Origin of the sequence: Pseudaquabacterium terrae (genome assembly GCF_013266755.1) — a bacterium.
Taxonomy (GTDB): Bacteria; Pseudomonadota; Gammaproteobacteria; order Burkholderiales; family Burkholderiaceae_C; genus Pseudaquabacterium; species Pseudaquabacterium terrae.
In genome coordinates this window covers 907,402-926,056 of the sequence record NZ_JABRWJ010000001.1, presented here as the reverse complement: position 1 = coordinate 926,056, position 18,655 = coordinate 907,402, and the positions used below count along the sequence as shown (strand labels likewise).

Here is an 18,655-nt window from a genome sequence, read left to right as displayed (position 1 = left end):
GGCGCTTCGCACTCGCATGGCAACGATTCTTGTAGTGGACGATGAGCTGGGCATTCGTGGCCTGCTCTCGGAAATCCTGTCCGACGAAGGGCACACGGTCGAGCTGGCCGAGAACGCCGCCGAAGCCCGTGCGGTGCGCGAGCGCCTGCGCCCGGACCTCGTGCTGCTGGACATCTGGATGCCCGATGTCGACGGCATCAGCCTGCTGAAGGAGTGGGGCGCCGCCGGCATGCTGAGCATGCCGGTGATCATGATGAGCGGCCACGGCACCATCGACACCGCCGTCGAGGCCACCAAGTACGGCGCCACCGCGTTCCTCGAAAAGCCGATCACGCTGCAGAAGCTGCTGCGCGCGGTCGAGCAGGCGCTGGTCAAGCCGACGCCGCGGCCCAACGCCGCGCTGCTGCCGCCGGGCGCCTACCGCCCCGAGGCGGCGCTCGGCGCGGGCGACCTCAACGGCCTGGTGCCGCCCGGCCTGCCCAGCACGCCGAGCGTGCCGCTGGGCCCGCAGCCCGAGCAGGTGTTCGACCTCGACCGCCCGCTGCGCGAGGCGCGCGACGCGTTCGAGAAGAGTTATTTCGAGTTCCACCTGGCCAAGGAGAACGGCTCGATGACGCGCGTCGCCGAGAAGACCGGCCTGGAACGCACGCACCTGTACCGCAAGCTCAAGCAGCTCGGCGTCGACCTGAGCCGCAACAAGCGCGGCGGGGTGCTGTAGAACGTGTGGCTATAATCGCCGGCTCGGCTTGGCCTGGTAGCTCAGTTGGTAGAGCAGCGGATTGAAAATCCGCGTGTCGGTGGTTCGATTCCGCCCCAGGCCACCAAATACATGTCCGCGACGGTCCGAAGACGTCCGGAGACAGCAAGAAAGCCCTAGAGAATCAACGCTCTAGGGCTTTTTTCATGCCCGCAAGGGCCTGAGAGCTTCCGGTCAGGGTTTCATCTCGACCACCGCCTCGCCCGAGACGGGGTCGGTCACGCCGAGGCCGCTGCCCAGGTCTTCCAGGTCCTCGCGGAAGTCGTCGAGGAGGCCGATCATGGTCGACCGTGCCGCGACGATGCGGTCGAACGACTCCCACTCGCCGACCATGCAGAAGGTGCGCTCGCCGGTGCGCACGAGCGCGCCGCGCAGGAAGCCGGGCATCACCGGATCCATGTTCCTGTGGGCATCGATGAAGGCCTGCTCGCGGCCGGGCTTGACGCGGAAGCGAACGATGTTGAACGCGGTCATGGGGACTCCTTGCGGGCGACCGGATACAGCCGCCTACCGCGTAGTCGCTGCGCCGCCTTAGCGCCTTACACCGGGCCGCTGCATGACGCGCCCCGGTTGCGACCGCGAGGACCGGCTGCCCACCTTGCTGCGTTCAGCACCGGCTACTGGATCACCTGGTCAGCCCGCAAGCGCAGCGCCTGAGGCACCGTCACGCCGATGGCGCTCGCTGTCTTCAGATTGAGCACCAGTTCGAACTTGCTCGGTTGCTCGATCGGAAGGCTGTCGGGCCGCGCTCCCTCGAAGATCCGGGCAAGAAGATGAGCCAATCGATCGTGAATGTGAAGCTGGGAAGCGCCATAGGAACACAGGCCACCCGCGCTGACGCAGCTGCCATAGGCATAGATGGTGGGCAGCCGGTGCCGGCGCTCGAGTGAAGCCATGAGCGGCCCGTGCTGAACCATGAAGCGACTGATCCCGGGCACGAGCACGGTAGCCGGCTTCCTGGCCAGCGACGCGTACGCGGCATCCCACCGGTCGATGTCTGTCCCGATGTTCGCGTACTCGAACTGTCGTCCTTTGGCAGCCATCGACAGGTCGCCGTCCATGAGCCAGCCTGGGTCGGGACTGGTCTCGACCGTGACGACGCGGCGGGCATGGGGCACCAATTCCCGAGTTCCGCCGTGAGTTCCGACAGGATCGACTCGTCGTTCATGGCGTACCGGTTCTCGATCATGACGTCGGCGTAGCCCCGCGAGCGCAGGCTGTCTGTCCCGTTGCGACTGTTGCTACAAGCGCGCAGGCCACCAAAGATCCGAAAGCCCGGAGAGTCCGGCGCTTGCGCCCTGCTGCGCCACGTGTCTACGAAGCCAGCCGCATGAACTCCACGTCCGGGTCGCCGAGCTCGGCCACCGCGACGAAGCCGCGCTGGGTGTAGAGGGCCATCGCGCCGCTGTTGTCGCGGTAGACGCGCAGCGTGATCGGTGCCGGGCCGTGGACCGTCCGGGCTTCGGCGATCAGCAGGTCCAGCAGCAGCCGGCCGAAGCCGCGGCCGCGCAGGCCGGGCGCGACCAGCAGCCGGCCCAGGTGCACGGCGCCGTCGTCGCGCGGCCAGTACTGGCCGAAGCCCATCGGCGGGTCGTCGCCCGCGCCGAGCACGCGGCTGGTCGAGCGGGGGGCCGCCAGCTGTGCCGGCAGCGTCGAGCCGGTGAACGGCCAGCGCACCAGCGGCCCGGCCCAGCGCAGCGTCGTCTGCGCGTCTGGCAGCCACAGCGCGATGGCGTCGTAGTCCGCCGGCTCGGGCGTGCGCAGTTGCGGCGGCGGGCTGATCTGCAGGGGCGAGTCCATCGCCCGAGTATGGCGCGATCCGATCTAGGCGGCGATCGGAGCGTCCATGAGCGGCTGCGGCGCGGGCCGGCCGGCGCGCGCGGGCAGCACGGCGGCGTCGCGGCACTGCGCCAGCTGCTGCAGCGCCGCCTGGAAGTGCGCCTGGAACTGCTTCGTCGACCACGGCTTCGACAGGTGGCGAAACACGTCGACTTGGTGTTCGGCTTCGAGCACGCGGGTCATGTCCGACGCGCCGAGCAGCAGGATGCGCAGCGCGTTCGGCTGCAGCGCGCGGGCGTGGCCGAGTAGCGTGATGCCGTCCAGCGCCGGCATGTCCAGGTCGCTGACGACGATGTCGAAGGCGCGCGTGTGCAGGCGCGCCAGCGCGGCCTGCGCATCGGCGCAGACCTCCACGGTGAGCGCTTCGCCGAAGTGGCGCTGCAGCTTGCGGCCGAGGCACTGCGCCAGCGCTTCGTCGTCGTCGACGACGAGCACGTGCGGCAGGCGCGCCGGTGGCTGCGCTTCGAGCAGCGCGCCATGGTCGCGCGCCGGCGGGGCGCGGTGGCGCTCCGGCACGTCGCGGCCGCTCAGCATCAGCAAGGCCGGCTCGCCGCCGTCGCCGGGCACCGGTTGCAGCGTGAAATCGACGCTGATGCGTTGCGCCTGCGCGGTCTTGATCGGCAAGGTCAGCGTGCCCGCTTCCCCGCGCCGGCCGCGTTCGATCGCGCCTTGCAGCGCTGCGCTGCCGGGCGGCAGGTGGCGGCCCCAAGCGGTGGTCGCCAGCGGCCGACCGGTCACCTCGTCAGGTGCCGCGCCGACCAGTTCGAGCGCCGCCTCGTTCGCGCGCAGCACCGTGCCGTCGGGCTGCAGCGCGATGACGAAGGCCGAGGCATTCAGGCCGCTGAAATGCGCTGCCAGCCGGGCGCGCTGCGCGTGGACCAGGGCGCCGTTCATGGCCGAGTCCCTTTCGGTGTCGTCGGAGGCAGCGGCAGCGGGGCCTGCGGCCGGCGCATGAAGTAGCCGAAGTCGTCGACTTCGAGCGCGGGTACCGGGGCCGTGCCTTCGAGGTCCGGTTGCTGGGCGAGGCAAACGGGCTCGAACGGGTCGGGCGGGGCGGGAGGCGAGGGCTGCTGCATGGCGAAAGGAGCGGGCTGCCGAGAAACGCGGATGCGTTGATTTCGGCTGTCCGCGGCCTTGGGAGCAGTCCCTGGCCGTGGGGAGTTCTGGTGTCCTGCCGTGGGGCCGCTTGGCGCGTGAAGGCAGTGGAATCTCAAGCGTTCTTCGGCGGCTTCAGCGCCGCGACCGGAACCGCGCCGACATCCCCATCGAAGAACACCACCGCGATGTGGTGGCCGCGCGCGACCCAGCAGCCGGGGATCGTGCCGGCCGCCGCCGGCTTGACGAAGGACGCCAGGCGCGCCGCGCCGACGCACGGGCCGCGGTCGTCCTGGAACAGGATGGATGCCCCGTCCTGCATCTCGGCCACGCCGACGATCGCGGCATGGCTCCCGAAGGACACGAGCAGCGGCAATGCTGCGAGCAGCTTGACCATGAGTGCCTCACTACCGACGGGCACCCAACGACGCGTCAGGAATTCCAGTCGCTTGAGCCCGGATGGGCAATCGCCGTGCCGCCGGCCGAGCGGCCGGGCTCAGGCCGATGGCAGCGTTTGCAGCAGCGCCTGCAGCTGCCGCGCGGCCCGCACGCCCTGGTCTTCGTAGTTGACGTTGACCAGCACCTGCAGCGCGAAGACCTCTTCGGCCAGGCGTGCCGAGCGTTCGGCGATGTCGCGCAATTCCTCGTCGCGGTATTCGTAGTTGAAGCGCTCGGACGAGGCCGTCAGGCCCTTGGCGTTCCAGGTGGCTTCGTTGCGGCCGTGCAGGCGCACGACGGCCAGCGCCGGGTCGGTCACCGCCCACACGCCTTGCGCATAGTTGCCGACGCCCTGCGGCTCGTCGACGACCACGTGCGCCACGCCGAGCTCGCGCTGCCAGGCAAGCGTGCGCTCGGCGCGCTCGGGCGCGAACCAGGTCTGGTTGCGGAATTCGACCGCCAGCCGGTGGCCGGCCAAACGCTGCACGCACTGCTCGACGTGCGCGATCCAGTCGGCGCTCGCGGCGACCCAGGGCGCGAACTGGAAGTGCACCGCGCGCAGCTTGGCCGAGTGGCGCAGCGGCGCGATCGCCTCGGCGAAGCGGCGCCACAGCTCGTCGCGCAGCTCGGCGCTCAGGTCGTCGTAGTAGTGGTTTTTCTGCCGTGCCTTCAGCGGGGGCAGCAGCGGCTGCAGGTCGGGCGGGAAGGCGCTCGGCGGTGTCTGGTGGCCGGTCAGGACGCGGAAGGCCTTGATGTTGAACTGGAAGGCGGCCGGCGTGCGCTCGACCCACAGCGCCGCGTTCTCCGGCACCGGCATCGCGAAGTAGCTGCTGTCGACCTCGACCACCGGGAAGCACGAGGCGTAGTAGCGCAACCGCGCTTCGGCCGAGCTGCAGCCGCGCGGGTAGAAGCCGCCCGACTTGATCAGCGACACATCGGTCCAGCTGCAGGTGCCGACGAAGATGTTGCCGCGCGGGCCGAGACCCGGCGGCGTCTCGGGCGCGAAGAGTTCCGCTTGCGGGCTGGCCATCCGCGCAATCCTAGTCGCGCACGTCGCTCAAGCCGCGCGGCGATCTGCCGATAGCGGGGAAATGAACGGCAGGAAAGGCGTCTACAGCTGGGAAAACGAGCCCGCCGGGGATCGGCGCTCGGAGTTCAAGAGCTCGCACGAATCCGATTGGCGGCACAGCACGCAATCGACCTTCGCCGAGCCGAGCCGGCTCGATCACCGCCGGCGCCGGCGCTCGGCGCAGCAGGGCCTGTCGCGCGGTGCGGTGGTGCTGATCGTCGCCGCGTCGCTGGCGCTGGCGGCGCTCGGCGGGCTGGCCGCGTGGTGGCCGGCGCTCGGCCGCTTCCTGGGGCGCTGAAAGCCTCCCCGCGCAGGGCCGACAATCGCCGCCGCGGTGCCGGGAGGGTGCCGCGGGAGCCAAGACTTGACGATGTTTCGAACGCTGCGCGCCGCTGCCACGCTGGCGCTGCTGGCCACCTGCGCTTTCGCCGGTACCGCCTTCGCGGCCGGGCCGGCCGCGCGCGCCGCGCCCCATCCGACCTTCGGTGCCGGCTGGCGCGCCTTCGTGCCCGATCCGGGCCGCGTCGTCGGCGTCTACATCCCGAACTGGGAGCCGCCGGCGCTGATGGAACGGCTGCCGCCAGGCAGCGTGACGCATGCGCTGTACGCCTTCCTGCGCATCTGCGGCCCGGGCCAGCTGCCGAAGGACGAGGCCGCGTGCGCGCAGCGCCAGGCCTTCCAGCTCGCGAGCTCGGACACCGAGAAGACCTTCGATGCCGCGTTCACGAAGCTCAAGCAGCGCGAGCCGGCGCTGAAGGTGCTGGCCTCGGTCGGCGGCTGGGGCGGCTCGGACCCGTTCTTCCACTTCGTCAACGAGCCGGCGCGGCGTGCGGTGTTCGTCGCTTCGGCGGCCGACTTCCTGCGCGCGCATCCGGCCTTCGACGGCATCGACATCGACTGGGAGCATCCGACGAGCAACGGCTCGGCCAACGGCGTCGCGCTCGGTGCACCCGAGGACGGTGAGGGGTACGCCGCGCTGATGCACGACCTGCGGCGCGCGCTCGACGCACTGGGCAGCCAGACTCAGCGCCGCTACCTGGTGACCAGCGCGGTCAACACCACCGATGCAATCGTCAAGAAGGTCAACTTTCGCGCCGCGGCGCCGGCGCTGGACCTGATCTTCATGATGACCTACGACCACTACGGCAGCTGGTCGGCCGCCGCCGGCCACCATGCGGCACTGCGCGACAGCCGCCCCGGCGCCAACGACAGCCTGGCCGGCGCGGTGCAGGCGATGGGCGAGGCCGGCGTGCCGAAGGCCAAGCTGGTCGCCGGCGTCGCGATGTACGGCCGTGGCTTCGAGGGCGTGCAGCCGCTGCGCGGCGGCCAGTTCAGCGGCGCGCCGAAGAGCGGGCCCTTCCCGCCCGGCGACGGCAGCCTGACGTACCGCGAGATCGCCGCGCTCTACCTCGACGCGCAAGGCCGCGGCAAGGGCGGCTTCCGCGTGATGCTCGATCCGCTGACGCTGGGCTACGGGCTGTGGAGCCCGTCGACGAAGCGCTACCTCGGCTACGACGATCCGCGCGCGGTGCTGGCCAAGGGCATCTATGCGCGCCGCGAGGGCCTGGCCGGCGTGTTCGCCTGGGAGCTGTCGCAGGACAACGGCGATCTGCTCGACGCGATGAATCGCGGCATGGGGAAGCGGCCGCGCTGAAGCGCGGCATCCGGAGAGCCGCGCTGACCTGCGGCGGGCACGGCCCTTGCCGCATTCGCCTCGACCCGCCGTTCGAGGAGCCCATCATGCGCGGCCCGCTTCACTCCTTCGTGCACGCCGCCGGCGTGTTCGCCCTGCTCGTCGGCGGTTTCACCGCGGCGCAGGCGGCCAGTGCGCTGACGCGTGCCGACGGCAACTTCATGAAGGAGGCGGCGCAGGCCGGCCAGGTCGAGGTCGAGGCCAGCAAGATCGCGCTGCAGCGGGCGCGCCATACGCAGGTGCGCGCCTTTGCGCAGCAGATGGTCGACGACCACGGCAAGGTCCAGCAGGAGCTCGTGGCGCTGGCCGCGCTGAAGAGCCTCAAGCTGCAGGACAAGCCCTCGGTCGCGGCGCGCACCGGCCTGAAGCTGCTGGCCACCGCCGACGAGGCGAAGTTCGACGAGCGTTATGCCAAGAGCTACGGCGTACGCGCGCACCGCGACGCCGTCGCGCTGTTCCAGAAGGCGGCCAACCGTGCTGTCGACCCCGAGGTGCGCGCCTTTGCCGCGAAGACGCTGCCGGTGCTGCAGCAGCACCTGACGCAGGCCGAGGACATGCGTCAGGCCGTCGAGCGCGATGCCAAGGCCAGCCTGCAGTCGGCCGCGGCCTCTGCCGCCGCACCGAAGCGCTGAAGCCGTGCTGCGCTGACGCCAACCGTCAGCGCCCGCCGCCCTTCAGGTGCTTGTCGAGGAACTCGACGATGCGCCGGTTGGCCTCGAGCTCGTTGCGCTTCTTCGAGAAGCCGTGGCCCTCGTCGTCGAACACCAGGTACTCGACCGGCACGCCGTTCTTCTTGACCGCCTCGACGATCTCGTCGCTTTCGGGCTTGATGACGCGCGGGTCGTTCCTGCCCTGGATCACCATCAGCGGCTTGCGGATCTCCTTGGCATGGAACAGCGGCGAGGTGGCGATCAGGAACTCCTTGTCCTTGACCGGATCGCCGATCTCGGCGTAGAGCGCCTCGCGGAACGACTCCCAGTACGGCGGAATGCTTTCCAAAGTACGCAGCCAGTTGCTGACGCCGAAGATGTCGATGCCGACCTTGAAGGCCTCGGGTCGGAAGGCCATCGCCGCCAGCGTCATGTAGCCGCCGTAGCTGCCGCCCATGATGGCGATGCGCTCGGGGTCGACGTGGCCGAGGCTGGCCAGGAAGGCCTTGGCCTCGATGCAATCCCACAGCGGCTCGCGGCCGTGCTTCCTGTCGTCGGCGGCGTAGAAGCTCTTGCCGTAGCCGGCGCTGCCGCGGTGGTTGATGCCCAGCACCGCGTAGCCCTGGTTGGCCAGGTGCTGCATCATCGCGCTGTAGCCGCGCCGGGTCTGCCCGCCCGGCCCGCCGTGCACGAAGATCACCGCCGGCACCTTGCGCTCGGGCGTGGCCTCGTGCGGCCGGTAGTAGATCGACGGGATCACCAGCCCGTCGAAGGACTTGAAGCGCAGCACCTGCGCCTCGACCAGGTCGTCCGCCACGATTTCCCTGGCCAGGCTCTGCGTCAGCTGCCTGAGCTGCCTGGACTTGAAGTCGTGCACGAACAGGTTGTTCGGCGCGCGGTCGCCGTTGACGTAGAACGCCAGGCGCTGGCCGTCCTTCGAGAACGTGACCTGGCGCAGCTGGCCCGCGGGCAGCGGCGGCAGCGCCAGCGGCTGCTCGGTCGCCGCATCGGTGATGCGGATCTTCGTGCTGCCGTCTTCGTTGATGCCGGTCACGCGGTGGCGGCCGTCCCACGAGAAGTAGGTGAAGGCGATGTCCCAGTCGGCCTTCTGGTGCACGCGCACACTGCCGTCGTCGAGGTCGACGACGCGCAGCTGCGCGAACTCGCTGCCTTCGTCGCTGAGGAAGTACAGCCGCTTCGACGCCGGGTCGAAGGCCTGCGCCTCGTGGCGGATGTTGCCCTGGTGCGGCGTCAGGTGCTTCAGCGTCTTCGAGCGCGTGTCGTAGAGGTGCAGGTCGTTGTCGGCCGTCGTGCGGGCCTTGCTCAGCGCGACCCAGCGGCCGTCGCGGCTGATCGATTCGACGTTCAGGCCCTGCTCGTTGCGGTAGACCAGCGTGCGCGCGTAGTCCTTGGTGTCGTAGCGGTAGAGGTCGAAGAACTTCGGATCCCGCTCGTTGCTGATGACGTAGAAGCCACTGCCGTCGCCCTGCCAGGCGACGAGCTCCGCCTTCAGCCGGTCGCCCGGCGTCAGGTCGCGTTCGGTGCCGTCGGTCTCGCGCACGAACAGGTGGTTCTGCTCGTCGCCGGCGCGGTCGCGCGTGAACAGCACCCGATCGTCGTCGGGGAAGAAGCCGACCGCGAACACGCTGTCGGTGGTCGAGCGCGTCAGCGGCTCGGGCGTGCCGCCTGTCACCGGCAGCACGTAGGCGTTCCAGATGCCGCTCTGGTTGCTGCTGAACAGCAGGCGCTGGCCGTCGGCGGAGAACGACGCGCCGGTGATCGAGGTCGTCGCCATGAACTGCTCGATCGTGTAGCGCTTCGGCCCGCGCGCCGGCGGCCGCGGCGGGGTGGCCTGCGCGCGCTGCTCGGCGGGCGCGGCCGCGGCGGGCAGCGCGCAGAAGGCGCCCAACACGGCGCACGACACGAGCACGGCCGCGCTCAGCCGGCGACCGATCGAAGGTCTCATGAGCGGGTGCACTTGTTCCTCCAAGGGGCGCGTGGTCGGCGCCAAGGCGTGCACTGTAGCGAAGGTGGCGGCCCGAGCGGCCCGAGGGCCGCGTCGAATTCGAGCTAGGCCGCGGGCGCCACGTCGTCCGGCTGCGGCTGCCCTTGCGCCAGCGCGATCACGCCGGCGGCGGCGAGCGCGTCGATCTGCGCGTCGTCGTATCCCAGCCCACGCAGCAGCGCGGCGGTGTGTTCGCCCAGGCGCGGCGGATGCAGCCGCAGCGGCGGGCGCTGGCCGTCGATGACGATCGGCAGCAGCGGCGCGCGGGCTGCACGCCCGTCGGGCAAGGTCAGCGGCGCCAGGCCGCCGGTGGCCGCGAGGTGCGGATCGTCGAACAGGTCCTGCGGCCGGGTGATCGGCGCATAGGGCAGGCCACGCGCTTCGAAGACCGCGGCGATGTGATCGGCACTGCGGCCGGCCAGGCGCTCGCGCAGCAGCGGCATCAGCCACTCGCGTGCCAACACGCGCTGGTTGTTGGTGTTGAGCCGCGCATCGCCGGCCAGGTCGGCGAAGTCGAAGGCCTCGCAAAAGCTCGTCCACTGCGTATCGCTGACCACCGCGAGGAAGACCTGGCCGCCGTCCTTGACCGCGAAGACGTCGTAGATGCCCCAGGCCGAGATGCGGCTGGGCATCGGTGCGGCCGGCTGGCCGGTGACCGCGTACTGCAGCATGTGCTGCGCAACCAGGAACACGTTGTTCTCGAACAGCGAGGCTTGCACTTCCTGGCCGCGGCCGCTGCGCTCGCGCTCGCGCAGCGCGGCCAGCGCGGCGATGGCGCCGAACATGCCGCCCATGATGTCGTTGACCGACGCGCCGGCGCGCAGCGGCCGGCCCTCGGGCCCGGTCATGTAGGCCAGGCCGCCCATCATCTGCACCACCTCGTCGAGCGCCGTGCGGTGCTCGTAGGGCCCCGGCAGGAAGCCCTTGTGCGAGACGACAACCAGGCGCGGGTTCAGCGCCGTCAGCGCCGCGGCCGACAGGCCCAGCTTGTCGAGCGTGCCGCTCTTGAAGTTCTCGCTGAAGACATCGGCTTGCGCCACCAGCTTCAGCACGATCTCCAGCCCGCGCGGATCCTTGACGTCGACCGCCAGGCTTTGCTTGTTGCGATTGAACATCGGGAAGAAACCGGCCCCCGAGCCGAGCAGCCGGCGCGTGTTGTCGCCGGCGATCGGCTCGACCTTGATCACCTCGGCGCCGAGGTCGCCGAGGATCATGCCGCAGGTCGGGCCCATCACCATGTGGGTGAACTCGACGACGCGAACGCCCGACAGGGGGAGCGTGTTGGCAGCTTCAGTCATGTCTCATTGCTCCGGATGATTCGAACCCCTTCGGCAAGCCGGCCTCCGGCACCATGCCGTACAGCGGCTCGCCGGGCAAGCCCTGCGCCAGCGCCGCGCGCGCGGCAATCAGGCGCTCGAGGTTCACGCCGGTGCGCACGCCCATCGCCTCGAACATGAAGACCAGGTCCTCGGTGACGACGTTGCCCGACGCGCCCGGCGCATACGGGCAGCCGCCGAGGCCGCCCTGCGACGCATCGAAGGTGCTCACGCCGACGTCGAACGCGGCCAGGCAGTTGGCGAGGCCGAGGCCGCGCGTGTTGTGCAGGTGCGCGGCGCCGGCATGGTGGCCGAGCGTCGCGCGCAGCCGGCGGAACAGCCGCCGCACCTGCGCCGGATTGGCCATGCCGGTGGTGTCCGACAGGCCGAGCTCGTCGGCGCCGGCACCGATCGCGGCGACCGCCAGCCGGATCACGTCGTCCTCGGCCACCGCGCCCTGCAGCGTGCAGCCGAAGGCGGTCGACATGCCGACCTCGAATTTCACCTGCGGCGCGCGCTCGCGGCGCAGCGCGGCGATGGCGCGGATCTCATCGAGCATCTGCTCGTGCGTGCGGCGCACGTTGGCCAGCGAATGCGCGATGCTGGCCGACAGCGGCAGCGTCAGCTTGTGCACGCCGGCTTCGAGCGCCGCCTCGGCGCCCTTGCGGTTCGGCACCAGCGCCATCACCGTCAGTCCGGGCAGCGTGCGCGCATGGCGCACGACCTCGGCCGTGTCGGCCAACTGCGGCAGCAGCTTGGGCGATACGAACGAGCCGACCTCGATCTCGCGCAGGCCGGCGACGTGCAGCGCGTCGATCCACGCGCACTTGTCGGCGGTGGGCATCGTGCGGGCGACGCTCTGCAGGCCGTCGCGCGGGCCGACCTCGCTGATCAGGACCTCGGCCGCCGGGCCGGAGGAGGGTTCGGACATCGGGACCTCCGATTGACATCGTAGACAACGGTTCTGTAAGATAGAACATCGTTCTGAAAATTATCGGAATGATCCCCCGCGCTGTCAACCACCGGAGTTGCCGACCATGCCGCGCCCTGCCGCCCAGCCCTCGCTTGCCGACCAGGATGCCGCCCCCGGCGGCGCCGCCGCCGTCGACCGCGCGTTGACCTTGCTGGCGGCCTTCCGCGCCGGCGACAGCGCGCTGCCGCTGGCCGAGCTGGCGGCGCGCACGGGGCTGTACAAGAGCACGGTGCTGCGGCTGGTGGCCTCGCTGCTGCACGCGCGGCTGCTGCAGCAGCATGCCGACGGCCGCTATGCGCTCGGCGCCGAGGTCGCGCGGCTGCATTCGATCTACGCCGCCTCGTTCTCGCTCGAGGCGCTGGTACTGCCGGCGCTGCGCGCGCTGGTCGACGTCACGCGCGAGAGCGCGGCCTTCCACGTGCGCCAGGGCGATGACCGGCTGTGCCTGTACCGCGTCGATTCGCCGCAGGTGTTGCGCGACCACATCCGCGCGGGCGACGTGCTGCCGCTCAAGCGCGGCGCCGGCGGCCGCATGCTGCTGGCCCATGGCACGCCGCCGGCGCGCGGCGCGCTGTACGAGCAGATCCGCCGCGACGGCGTCTGCGTCTTGAGCGGCGACCGCGTGCCCGACCTGACCGGCATCTCGGCGCCGGTGTTCGGCCCCGATGGCGCGCTGGCCGGCGCATTGACGCTGACGATGCCGACGCAGCGGCTGCAGCCGCGCTTCGCCGCGCAGGTCAAGGCCGCCGCCGCGGGCTTGAGCGCCCGGCTCGGCGCACCGGCGGCCGCCGCCTGAAGCCGGTCCGATTTCACGCCGCGGCGTTCGGCGTGCGCGCGTGCGGGTCATCCCGTCTCCGGCCGGGCGCGCTTCCGGCCGATGATCCGGCGGGCCCCGGCTTGTCGATCCGGGGCGATTCGAGCCCCGCCATGAACGAATCAAAACCAGGGAAGGATCGGCGTTGCTGAGCGTCCCCTCGCCATCGCGGCGGGTGTGGCCGCGCGCGTTGCTGCTGCTGGCCGCCGTCGCCGCGGCCGTGCTGCTGCTGATGACGCTGCTGCGCGGCGCGTCGTCACAGCTGCTGCAGCGCGATGCCGAGCATGTCGCGCTGGCCTGGGCGCAGTTCGCCGGCACCTCGATCGAGGACCTCGAAGCCGTCTTTCGCGGCGAGCCGATATCGCCGGCGGCGCGCCGCGACCTGCTGCGCCACCGCAAGGTGCAGGAGGTCTTCCGCTTCAAGCTGTTCGACCGCGAAGGCCGGATCGTCCTGGTGTCCGATGACCTCGACCGGCCGGCACCCGTCGTCACCGACAACACGATCGGCCACGGCAACGCCAAGGTGCGCGACCTGGTGCTCGACGGCAAGCCGGTGATCGAGCTGAAGCGGGGCTTGGATGCCAGCCGGCCGGCGGTGTACAGCGAGGCCTACGTGCCGATGTTTCGCGATGGCCGGCTGATCGGCGTCGTCGAGGTCTACGTCGACCAGGCCGACCGTGCACGCCGCATCCAGGCGGCTTTCGGCATGGTCGCGGCCGGTGTCTTCGCGCTGCTGGGCGCGCTGACGACGCTGTTCTGCGCCTGGTGGTTCCGGCGCCTGAAGGCCGAGCGCGCCGCCGAGGAGCGCGCGCGTTACCTGGCGCAGCACGACGTGCTCAGCGGCCTGTTGAACCGCAGCAGCTTCAACGAGGCGCTCGACGAGGCGGCCTGGCGCCACGCCGGCGGCGGGCCCGGCTTCGCGGTGCTGTGCGTCGACCTCGACCACTTCAAGGAAGTCAACGACACGCAAGGTCATGCCGCCGGCGATGACATGCTGCGCCAGGTCGGCGACCGGCTGCGCGCGCTGGTGCGCCAGGGCGACCGCGTCGCGCGGCTGGCGAGCGACGAGTTTGCGCTGCTGCTGTCCGGCGCCACCGCACCGGACACGGTGACGCTGCTGGCCGAGCGCGTGATCGCCGCGCTGGCCGAGCCGTTCCAGCTCGAGCGCCACAGCGTGGCCAGCGGCTGCAGCATCGGCGCGGCCGTGTTCGGCGTCGACGCCGCGACGCCCGACGAGGTGCTGCACAAGGCCGATCTCGCGCTGCAGCGCGCCAAGCAGGCCGGCCGCGGCGCCTTCCACTTCTACGACGCGACGCTCGATCGGCGGCTGGACGACCGGCGCCAGTTGATCCGCGACCTGCGTGCGGCGATCGGCACGCCGCAGCTCGCGCTGCACTACCAGGCGCTCTACGCGGCCGACGGCCGCACGCTCAACGGCTACGAAGCGCTGCTGCGCTGGCGCCATCCGACGCGCGGGCCGATCGCCCCGGTCGACTTCATCCCGCTGGCCGAGGATTCGGGCCTGATCGCGCCGCTCGGCCGCTGGGTGCTCGACACCGCGTGCGCCGCCGCAGCCGGCTGGCCGGCGCCGCTGACGGTGGCGGTCAACCTGTCGGCGGCGCAGTTCAGCGAGGGTGACCTGGTCGAGGTGGTGCAGCAGGCGCTCGCCGCCAGCGGCCTCGCGGCCACGCGGCTGGAGGTCGAGATCACCGAGTCGCTGCTGCTCGGTCACACCGACGAGGTCACCGGCACGCTGCGCGCGCTCGATGCGCTCGGCGTGAAGATCGCGATGGACGATTTCGGCACCGGTTACTCGAGCCTGTCCTACCTGTGGCGCTTCCCGTTCCACAAGGTCAAGATCGATCGCGCGTTCACGCTGCACCTGGCCGACGACGCCAAGGTGCGGCTGATCGTCAAGTCGATCGTCTCGCTGGCGCGCTCGCTCGGCCTGCGCGTCAATGCCGAAGGCGTCGAGACCGAGGCGCAGATGCGCTTGTTGCAGGAGCACGGCTGCGACGAGCTGCAGGGCTTCCTGCTGGCCCGGCCGGTGCCGCTGGAGTCGCTGGCACATCCCGTGGCGGCCGACGCAAACGCTTCCTGAGGTGATCGGGGGGGCGCTCAGAACCGCGCGTAGCCGGCTTCCTTCTGGCTTCGCACGGCGAGCACGAAGACGAACTCTGCTTCAGGCACGTAGCGGTACAGCGCCACGAAGCCGCGGGCACGGCGGCCGATCACCAGCTCCCGCAGATCGTCGCCCACCGGGCGCCCGAGCATCGGGCTGTGCTCCAGCACGTCGAGGGCAGCGATGGCCTCCTGTATGCGCGCGGCGGCGTCATCGATGCCTTGGGCGACGAGGTGGCCAACGATGCGGTCGAAGTCGTCCAGAACCTCCGGAGCGAGCTCGACACGCGCCACGTCAGCGCGCCCGCTTCCGAGCTGCCGGTCGCTTGGCCGCTTGGCCGGCGGCACGCGCCTCCAGGTAGCGTCGCGCATCGCTCCATGACACGGTCGGCCCGCCTTCGACGATTCGCTCGAAGCGCTCCCGCGCGGTGGCCGCGAATGCGGCGCGCTCCTCTTCGTCGTGGGTCTTCTCGGCAATGGCTTCGAGGATGAAGGCGTGGGGTGTCGTGCCCGCGCGTTCGGCCGCTTGGGCGACGCGAACCTTCAGCTCGTCAGGCAGGCGGATGGTCGTGGTGCTCATGCCGTTCGTCCCCGGTTGGATGCCAAGAATGTAGCACCACTGTGCTACACCCGGCCGCTACTTCACCACCTCGTCCCCCAACCCCGGCGAGCTCGCGCCGGCGGTCGGCAGGCCGAGCTTCTTCGCGGTGCGGCTGACCGCGTCGCCCGTCTTCTTGGCGCCGGCCTCGATCGCCGCACCGGCCTTGCTGGCGCCCTTCTTGACGACGTTCTCGCCCTTGGTCGCGGCGGCCGAGGCTGCGTTGCCGGCGGACTGCACTTTCTCGGTGACGCCGGCTTGCGCGCCGCCGGCGGCGGCGAGGATCAGGGCGGTGAGGGCCCACCGCGGGCGTGGACGCTGCTTCATGGCAATCTCCGCAAGGCTGCTGGGGCGATGTTAGGCGCCGCCATGCGGCACACTGCCTGCGCAGCCTTCAGGAGACAGAGACAGCCATGGGACCCCTCGCCGGATTGCGCGTGATCGAGCTCGCCAGCATCGGCCCCGGGCCGTTTGCCGCGATGCTGCTCGCCGACCAGGGCGCCGACGTGATCCGCATCGACCGCACCGAGCCGAGCGGGCTCGGGCTGCCGGTGCCGCCGCGCTTCGACGTCGCCGGCCGCGGCCGCCGCTCGGTGGCGCTGGACGTCAAGCAGCCGGCCGGGCGTGACGCGGCGCTGCGCCTGATCGATCGCGCCGACGTGCTGATCGAAGGCTGGCGGCCGGGCGTCGCCGAACGGCTCGGCCTGGGGCCCGAGCCCTGCCTCGAGCGCAACCCGGGCCTGGTCTACGGCCGCATGACCGGCTTCGGCCAGCACGGGCCGCTGGCCCAGGCCGCAGGCCATGACCTGAACTACATCGCGCTCACCGGAGCGCTGGCGGCGATCGGCCCGGCGACGAAGCCGCTGCCGCCCTTGAATCTCGTCGGCGACTACGGCGGTGGTGCGCTGTACCTGGCGTTCGGCCTGATGGCCGCGCTGTTCGAGCGTCAGCGCTCGGGCCAGGGCCAGGTGGTGGACGCGGCGATGGTCGACGGTGTCTCGTCGCTGCTGAGCCTGTTCCACGGCCTCGCCGCCGGCGGCCAATGGGATCCCGCGCAGCGCGCGGTGAACCTGCTCGACGGCGGCGCGCCGTTCTACGACAGCTATGCCACCGCCGACGGCCGCTTCGTCTCGATCGGCGCGCTGGAGCCGAAATTCTTCGCCGAGCTGGCCGAGCGCATCGGCCTCGACCGGCGCTTCGTGCAGCGCCAGTACGACCGCCGCGTCTGGCCTGAAATGCGCATGGCGATCGCCGAGATCATCGGCGGCCGCACGCGTGATGCGTGGTGCGCGCTGCTCGAAGGCAGCGACGCCTGCTTCGCGCCGGTGCTGACCCTGGCCGAGGCGTCCGAGCATCCCCATGCGCGCGAACGCGGCGCCTTCATCGACATCGGCGGCGTGCGCCAGCCGGCGCCGGCGCCGCGCTTCTCGCGCAGCGTCGCCGGCGTGCCGGCCGCCGCGCCGGAGCCCGGCGCGCACACGCGGGCCGTGCTGGCCGAAGCCGGTTTCGCCGTTGACGAGATCGAGCAGCTGGCCGCGGGAGCCGCCCGATGAGCCCGCACGGCCGCCCGAAGGGCGAATTCCCCCTCGGGGGGAAGGCGCGCAGCGCCAAGGGGGCCACATGAACGCGCCGGTCACGCCCCGCGCCGCGGCCTCACTGATCGTGCTGCGCGATGCGCCGCGGGGCATGGAAGTGCTGATGCTGCGCCGCGCAGACAAGCCCGGCGACCAGAACAGCGGCGCCGCGGTGTTCCCCGGCGGCCTGCTCGACAGCGGCGACGCCGATGCCTACGGCCTGTGCGACGGTCTCGACGATGCCGAGGCCAGCCGCCGGCTCGGCCTGCCGGCCAACGGCCTGAACTACTGGATCGCCGCGGTGCGCGAGTGTTTCGAGGAAGCCGGGCTGTTGTTCGCGAGCGGCGCCGACGGGCAGCCGATCGCGCTCGATGCGCAGGACGCCGATGCGCTGATGGCGCTGCGCCAGGACCTGCACGGCAACCGCTGCGGCATGGCCGAGCTGTGCCAGCGGCTGGGCGTGCGCATTCACCTCGCGCCGCTGACCTACCACAGCCACTGGATGACGCCCCAGGGCATGCCGAAGGTCTTCGACACGCGCTTCTTCATCACCACGGCGCCGCCGGCGCAGACCGCGCGCCACGACGCGCACGAGACCGTCGAGCTGCTGTGGCTGACGCCGGCCGAGGCGCTCGATGCGGCGCGCGGGCTGAAGCTGGTCAACGTGACGCGGGTGACGCTGCAGGCGCTGGCGCGCTTTTCGAGCGCCGCCGCGGCGATCGATGCCGCGCGCGCCGAGACGCACAAGCCGCTGATCCGGCCGCGCCTCGGGCTGACGCCCGAGGGCAAGCGCCCGGTGATGCCCGGCGCCTGGGCCTTCGCCGAGATCGGCCGGCTCGATGCCGAAGGCCGCGGCGACGTCAGCACCGAGCTCGCGCCCGGTGTGCCGGTGTGGCTGTCGCCGCGTATCTTGCGCGTTACGGCACCGAACGGCAGCATGATGACCGGCCCGGGCACCAACAGCTACTTTCTAGGCACGCCGGGCGCCGACGACTGGGCCTTGCTCGACGGCGGTCCTGATGATGCCGAGCACGTGCGCGCGCTGATCGCCGCCGCGCCGGGGCGCGTCACGCGGCTGCTGGCCACGCACACCCACAAGGACCATTCACCGGCGATCGCCGCGCTGCAGGCGCATTTCGGCGCGCCGCGCTTCGGCCGCGTGGCCGCGTATCCCGAGTGGCAGGACCCGAGCTTCCAGCCCGAGCATGTGCTGTCCGATGGCGACCGGCTGCAACTCGGCCCCGACACGACGCTGCGGGTGATCCACACGCCCGGCCATGCCAGCAACCACCTGTGCTACCTGCTGGAGCAGGAGAAGCTGCTCTTCACCGGCGACCACATCATGCAGGGCTCGACGGTGGTCATCAATCCGCCCGACGGCGACATGGCCGTCTACCTCGCTTCGCTGCGCCGGCTGCTCGACGAGGACCTCGAGTGGCTGGCGCCCGGCCACGGCTTCCTGATCGACGAGCCGCATGCGGCCGTGCGCAAGCTGATCGCGCACCGCCTGCAGCGCGAGGCCAAGGTGCTCGACGCGCTGCGCGCGATCGGCCCGGCGGGCGAGGAAGCGCTGCGCGATGCGGTGTATGCCGATACGCCGAAGCACCTGCACGGCGTCGCGCTGCGCTCGCTGCGGGCGCATCTGCTGAAGCTGCAGGGGGACGGGGCAGCGACGGTCGAGGTCGGCGGGGTGTGGCGGTTGAGCTGAGCCTT

Annotated in this window: 20 protein-coding genes and 1 tRNA gene; 9 read left to right on the top strand and 12 right to left on the bottom strand. The window is 71.1% G+C overall.

The features are described from left to right. Positions 1–16: 16 nt before the first annotated feature. A complete protein-coding gene (locus tag HLB44_RS04295; protein ID WP_173120901.1) occupies positions 17–718 on the top strand; it encodes a response regulator in 702 nt (233 codons plus the stop codon). Positions 719–748: 30 nt separating this feature from the next. Beyond that, positions 749–824: transfer RNA gene (locus tag HLB44_RS04290), tRNA-Phe, on the top strand. A 107-nt stretch (positions 825–931) separates the two neighbouring features. Here HLB44_RS04290 and HLB44_RS04285 read toward each other — a convergent pair. The 6 genes from HLB44_RS04285 to HLB44_RS04260 form a co-directional block, all read right to left on the bottom strand. Then, positions 932–1,231, bottom strand: coding sequence for an antibiotic biosynthesis monooxygenase family protein (locus tag HLB44_RS04285; RefSeq protein ID WP_173120899.1), 300 nt, complete (start codon positions 1,229–1,231; stop codon positions 932–934). A gap of 143 nt (positions 1,232–1,374) precedes the next feature. After that, entirely contained in the window at positions 1,375–1,818 is a 444-nt protein-coding gene (locus HLB44_RS04280) for an ABC transporter substrate binding protein (RefSeq protein WP_173120897.1), read from the bottom strand. A gap of 253 nt (positions 1,819–2,071) precedes the next feature. Next, positions 2,072–2,557 carry a GNAT family N-acetyltransferase gene (locus HLB44_RS04275; RefSeq protein ID WP_173120895.1) on the bottom strand — a complete coding sequence of 162 codons (486 nt, stop codon included), beginning with the start codon at positions 2,555–2,557 and terminating at the stop codon, positions 2,072–2,074. A 24-nt stretch (positions 2,558–2,581) separates the two neighbouring features. After that, positions 2,582–3,490, bottom strand: a complete 909-nt coding sequence (locus HLB44_RS04270) for a response regulator (protein WP_173120893.1) — start codon at positions 3,488–3,490, stop codon at positions 2,582–2,584. A gap of 316 nt (positions 3,491–3,806) precedes the next feature. Beyond that, the gene (locus HLB44_RS04265) at positions 3,807–4,088 is read right to left on the bottom strand and encodes a hypothetical protein (RefSeq protein WP_173120891.1); all 282 of its coding nucleotides are present in this window, start codon (positions 4,086–4,088) and stop codon (positions 3,807–3,809) included. 99 nt (positions 4,089–4,187) lie between these two features. Further along, complete coding sequence (locus HLB44_RS04260; protein WP_173120889.1) at positions 4,188–5,159, bottom strand: DUF72 domain-containing protein; 972 nt, start codon at positions 5,157–5,159, stop codon at positions 4,188–4,190. A 61-nt stretch (positions 5,160–5,220) separates the two neighbouring features. Between HLB44_RS04260 and HLB44_RS04255 the strand changes: the two genes are divergently transcribed. The 3 genes from HLB44_RS04255 to HLB44_RS04245 all read left to right on the top strand — a co-directional run bounded on the left by HLB44_RS04255 (position 5,221) and on the right by HLB44_RS04245 (position 7,523). Next, positions 5,221–5,496: a hypothetical protein gene (locus HLB44_RS04255; RefSeq protein ID WP_173120887.1), complete on the top strand. Its 276-nt coding sequence runs from the start codon at positions 5,221–5,223 to the stop codon at positions 5,494–5,496. A 72-nt stretch (positions 5,497–5,568) separates the two neighbouring features. Beyond that, positions 5,569–6,852, top strand: coding sequence for a glycoside hydrolase family 18 protein (locus HLB44_RS04250; RefSeq protein ID WP_246312083.1), 1,284 nt, complete (start codon positions 5,569–5,571; stop codon positions 6,850–6,852). Between the two features lie 86 nt (positions 6,853–6,938). Continuing rightward, positions 6,939–7,523 carry a DUF4142 domain-containing protein gene (locus HLB44_RS04245; protein WP_173120883.1) on the top strand — a complete coding sequence of 195 codons (585 nt, stop codon included), beginning with the start codon at positions 6,939–6,941 and terminating at the stop codon, positions 7,521–7,523. Between the two features lie 25 nt (positions 7,524–7,548). Here the strand turns inward: HLB44_RS04245 and HLB44_RS04240 are convergent, their stop codons facing one another. The 3 genes from HLB44_RS04240 to HLB44_RS04230 form a co-directional block, all read right to left on the bottom strand. Next, complete coding sequence (locus HLB44_RS04240) at positions 7,549–9,507, bottom strand: S9 family peptidase (protein WP_173120881.1); 1,959 nt, start codon at positions 9,505–9,507, stop codon at positions 7,549–7,551. 104 nt (positions 9,508–9,611) lie between these two features. After that, entirely contained in the window at positions 9,612–10,844 is a 1,233-nt protein-coding gene (locus HLB44_RS04235; protein WP_173120879.1) for a CaiB/BaiF CoA transferase family protein, read from the bottom strand. Further along, entirely contained in the window at positions 10,837–11,793 is a 957-nt protein-coding gene (locus HLB44_RS04230) for a hydroxymethylglutaryl-CoA lyase (RefSeq protein WP_173120877.1), read from the bottom strand. The genes HLB44_RS04235 and HLB44_RS04230 overlap by 8 nt, the downstream gene beginning before the upstream one ends. 106 nt (positions 11,794–11,899) lie before the next feature. Here HLB44_RS04230 and HLB44_RS04225 point away from each other — a divergent pair, with 106 nt between their 5' ends. Both HLB44_RS04225 and HLB44_RS04220 read left to right on the top strand, forming a co-directional pair. After that, positions 11,900–12,631 (top strand): IclR family transcriptional regulator, encoded by a 732-nt coding sequence (locus HLB44_RS04225; RefSeq protein WP_173120875.1) that lies wholly within the window; start codon positions 11,900–11,902, stop codon positions 12,629–12,631. A gap of 163 nt (positions 12,632–12,794) precedes the next feature. Next, positions 12,795–14,750, top strand: coding sequence for a putative bifunctional diguanylate cyclase/phosphodiesterase (locus HLB44_RS04220; protein WP_173120873.1), 1,956 nt, complete (start codon positions 12,795–12,797; stop codon positions 14,748–14,750). A gap of 17 nt (positions 14,751–14,767) precedes the next feature. Here HLB44_RS04220 and HLB44_RS04215 read toward each other — a convergent pair whose 3' ends face one another. Genes HLB44_RS04215 through HLB44_RS04205 form a run of 3 tightly spaced genes read right to left on the bottom strand, consistent with a single transcriptional unit; the run spans position 14,768 to position 15,695 of the window. Further along, entirely contained in the window at positions 14,768–15,064 is a 297-nt protein-coding gene (locus tag HLB44_RS04215) for a type II toxin-antitoxin system RelE/ParE family toxin (protein ID WP_173120871.1), read from the bottom strand. 1 nt (position 15,065) lies between these two features. Beyond that, positions 15,066–15,350: a CopG family transcriptional regulator gene (locus HLB44_RS04210; protein ID WP_173120869.1), complete on the bottom strand. Its 285-nt coding sequence runs from the start codon at positions 15,348–15,350 to the stop codon at positions 15,066–15,068. 57 nt (positions 15,351–15,407) lie between these two features. Then, the gene (locus tag HLB44_RS04205) at positions 15,408–15,695 is read right to left on the bottom strand and encodes a hypothetical protein (protein WP_173120867.1); all 288 of its coding nucleotides are present in this window, start codon (positions 15,693–15,695) and stop codon (positions 15,408–15,410) included. Between the two features lie 86 nt (positions 15,696–15,781). Between HLB44_RS04205 and HLB44_RS04200 the strand changes: the two genes are divergently transcribed. Then, positions 15,782–16,921, top strand: coding sequence for a CaiB/BaiF CoA transferase family protein (locus HLB44_RS04200; RefSeq protein WP_173120865.1), 1,140 nt, complete (start codon positions 15,782–15,784; stop codon positions 16,919–16,921). Between the two features lie 67 nt (positions 16,922–16,988). Beyond that, entirely contained in the window at positions 16,989–18,650 is a 1,662-nt protein-coding gene (locus HLB44_RS04195) for an MBL fold metallo-hydrolase (protein ID WP_173120863.1), read from the top strand. Positions 18,651–18,655: the final 5 nt, after the last annotated feature.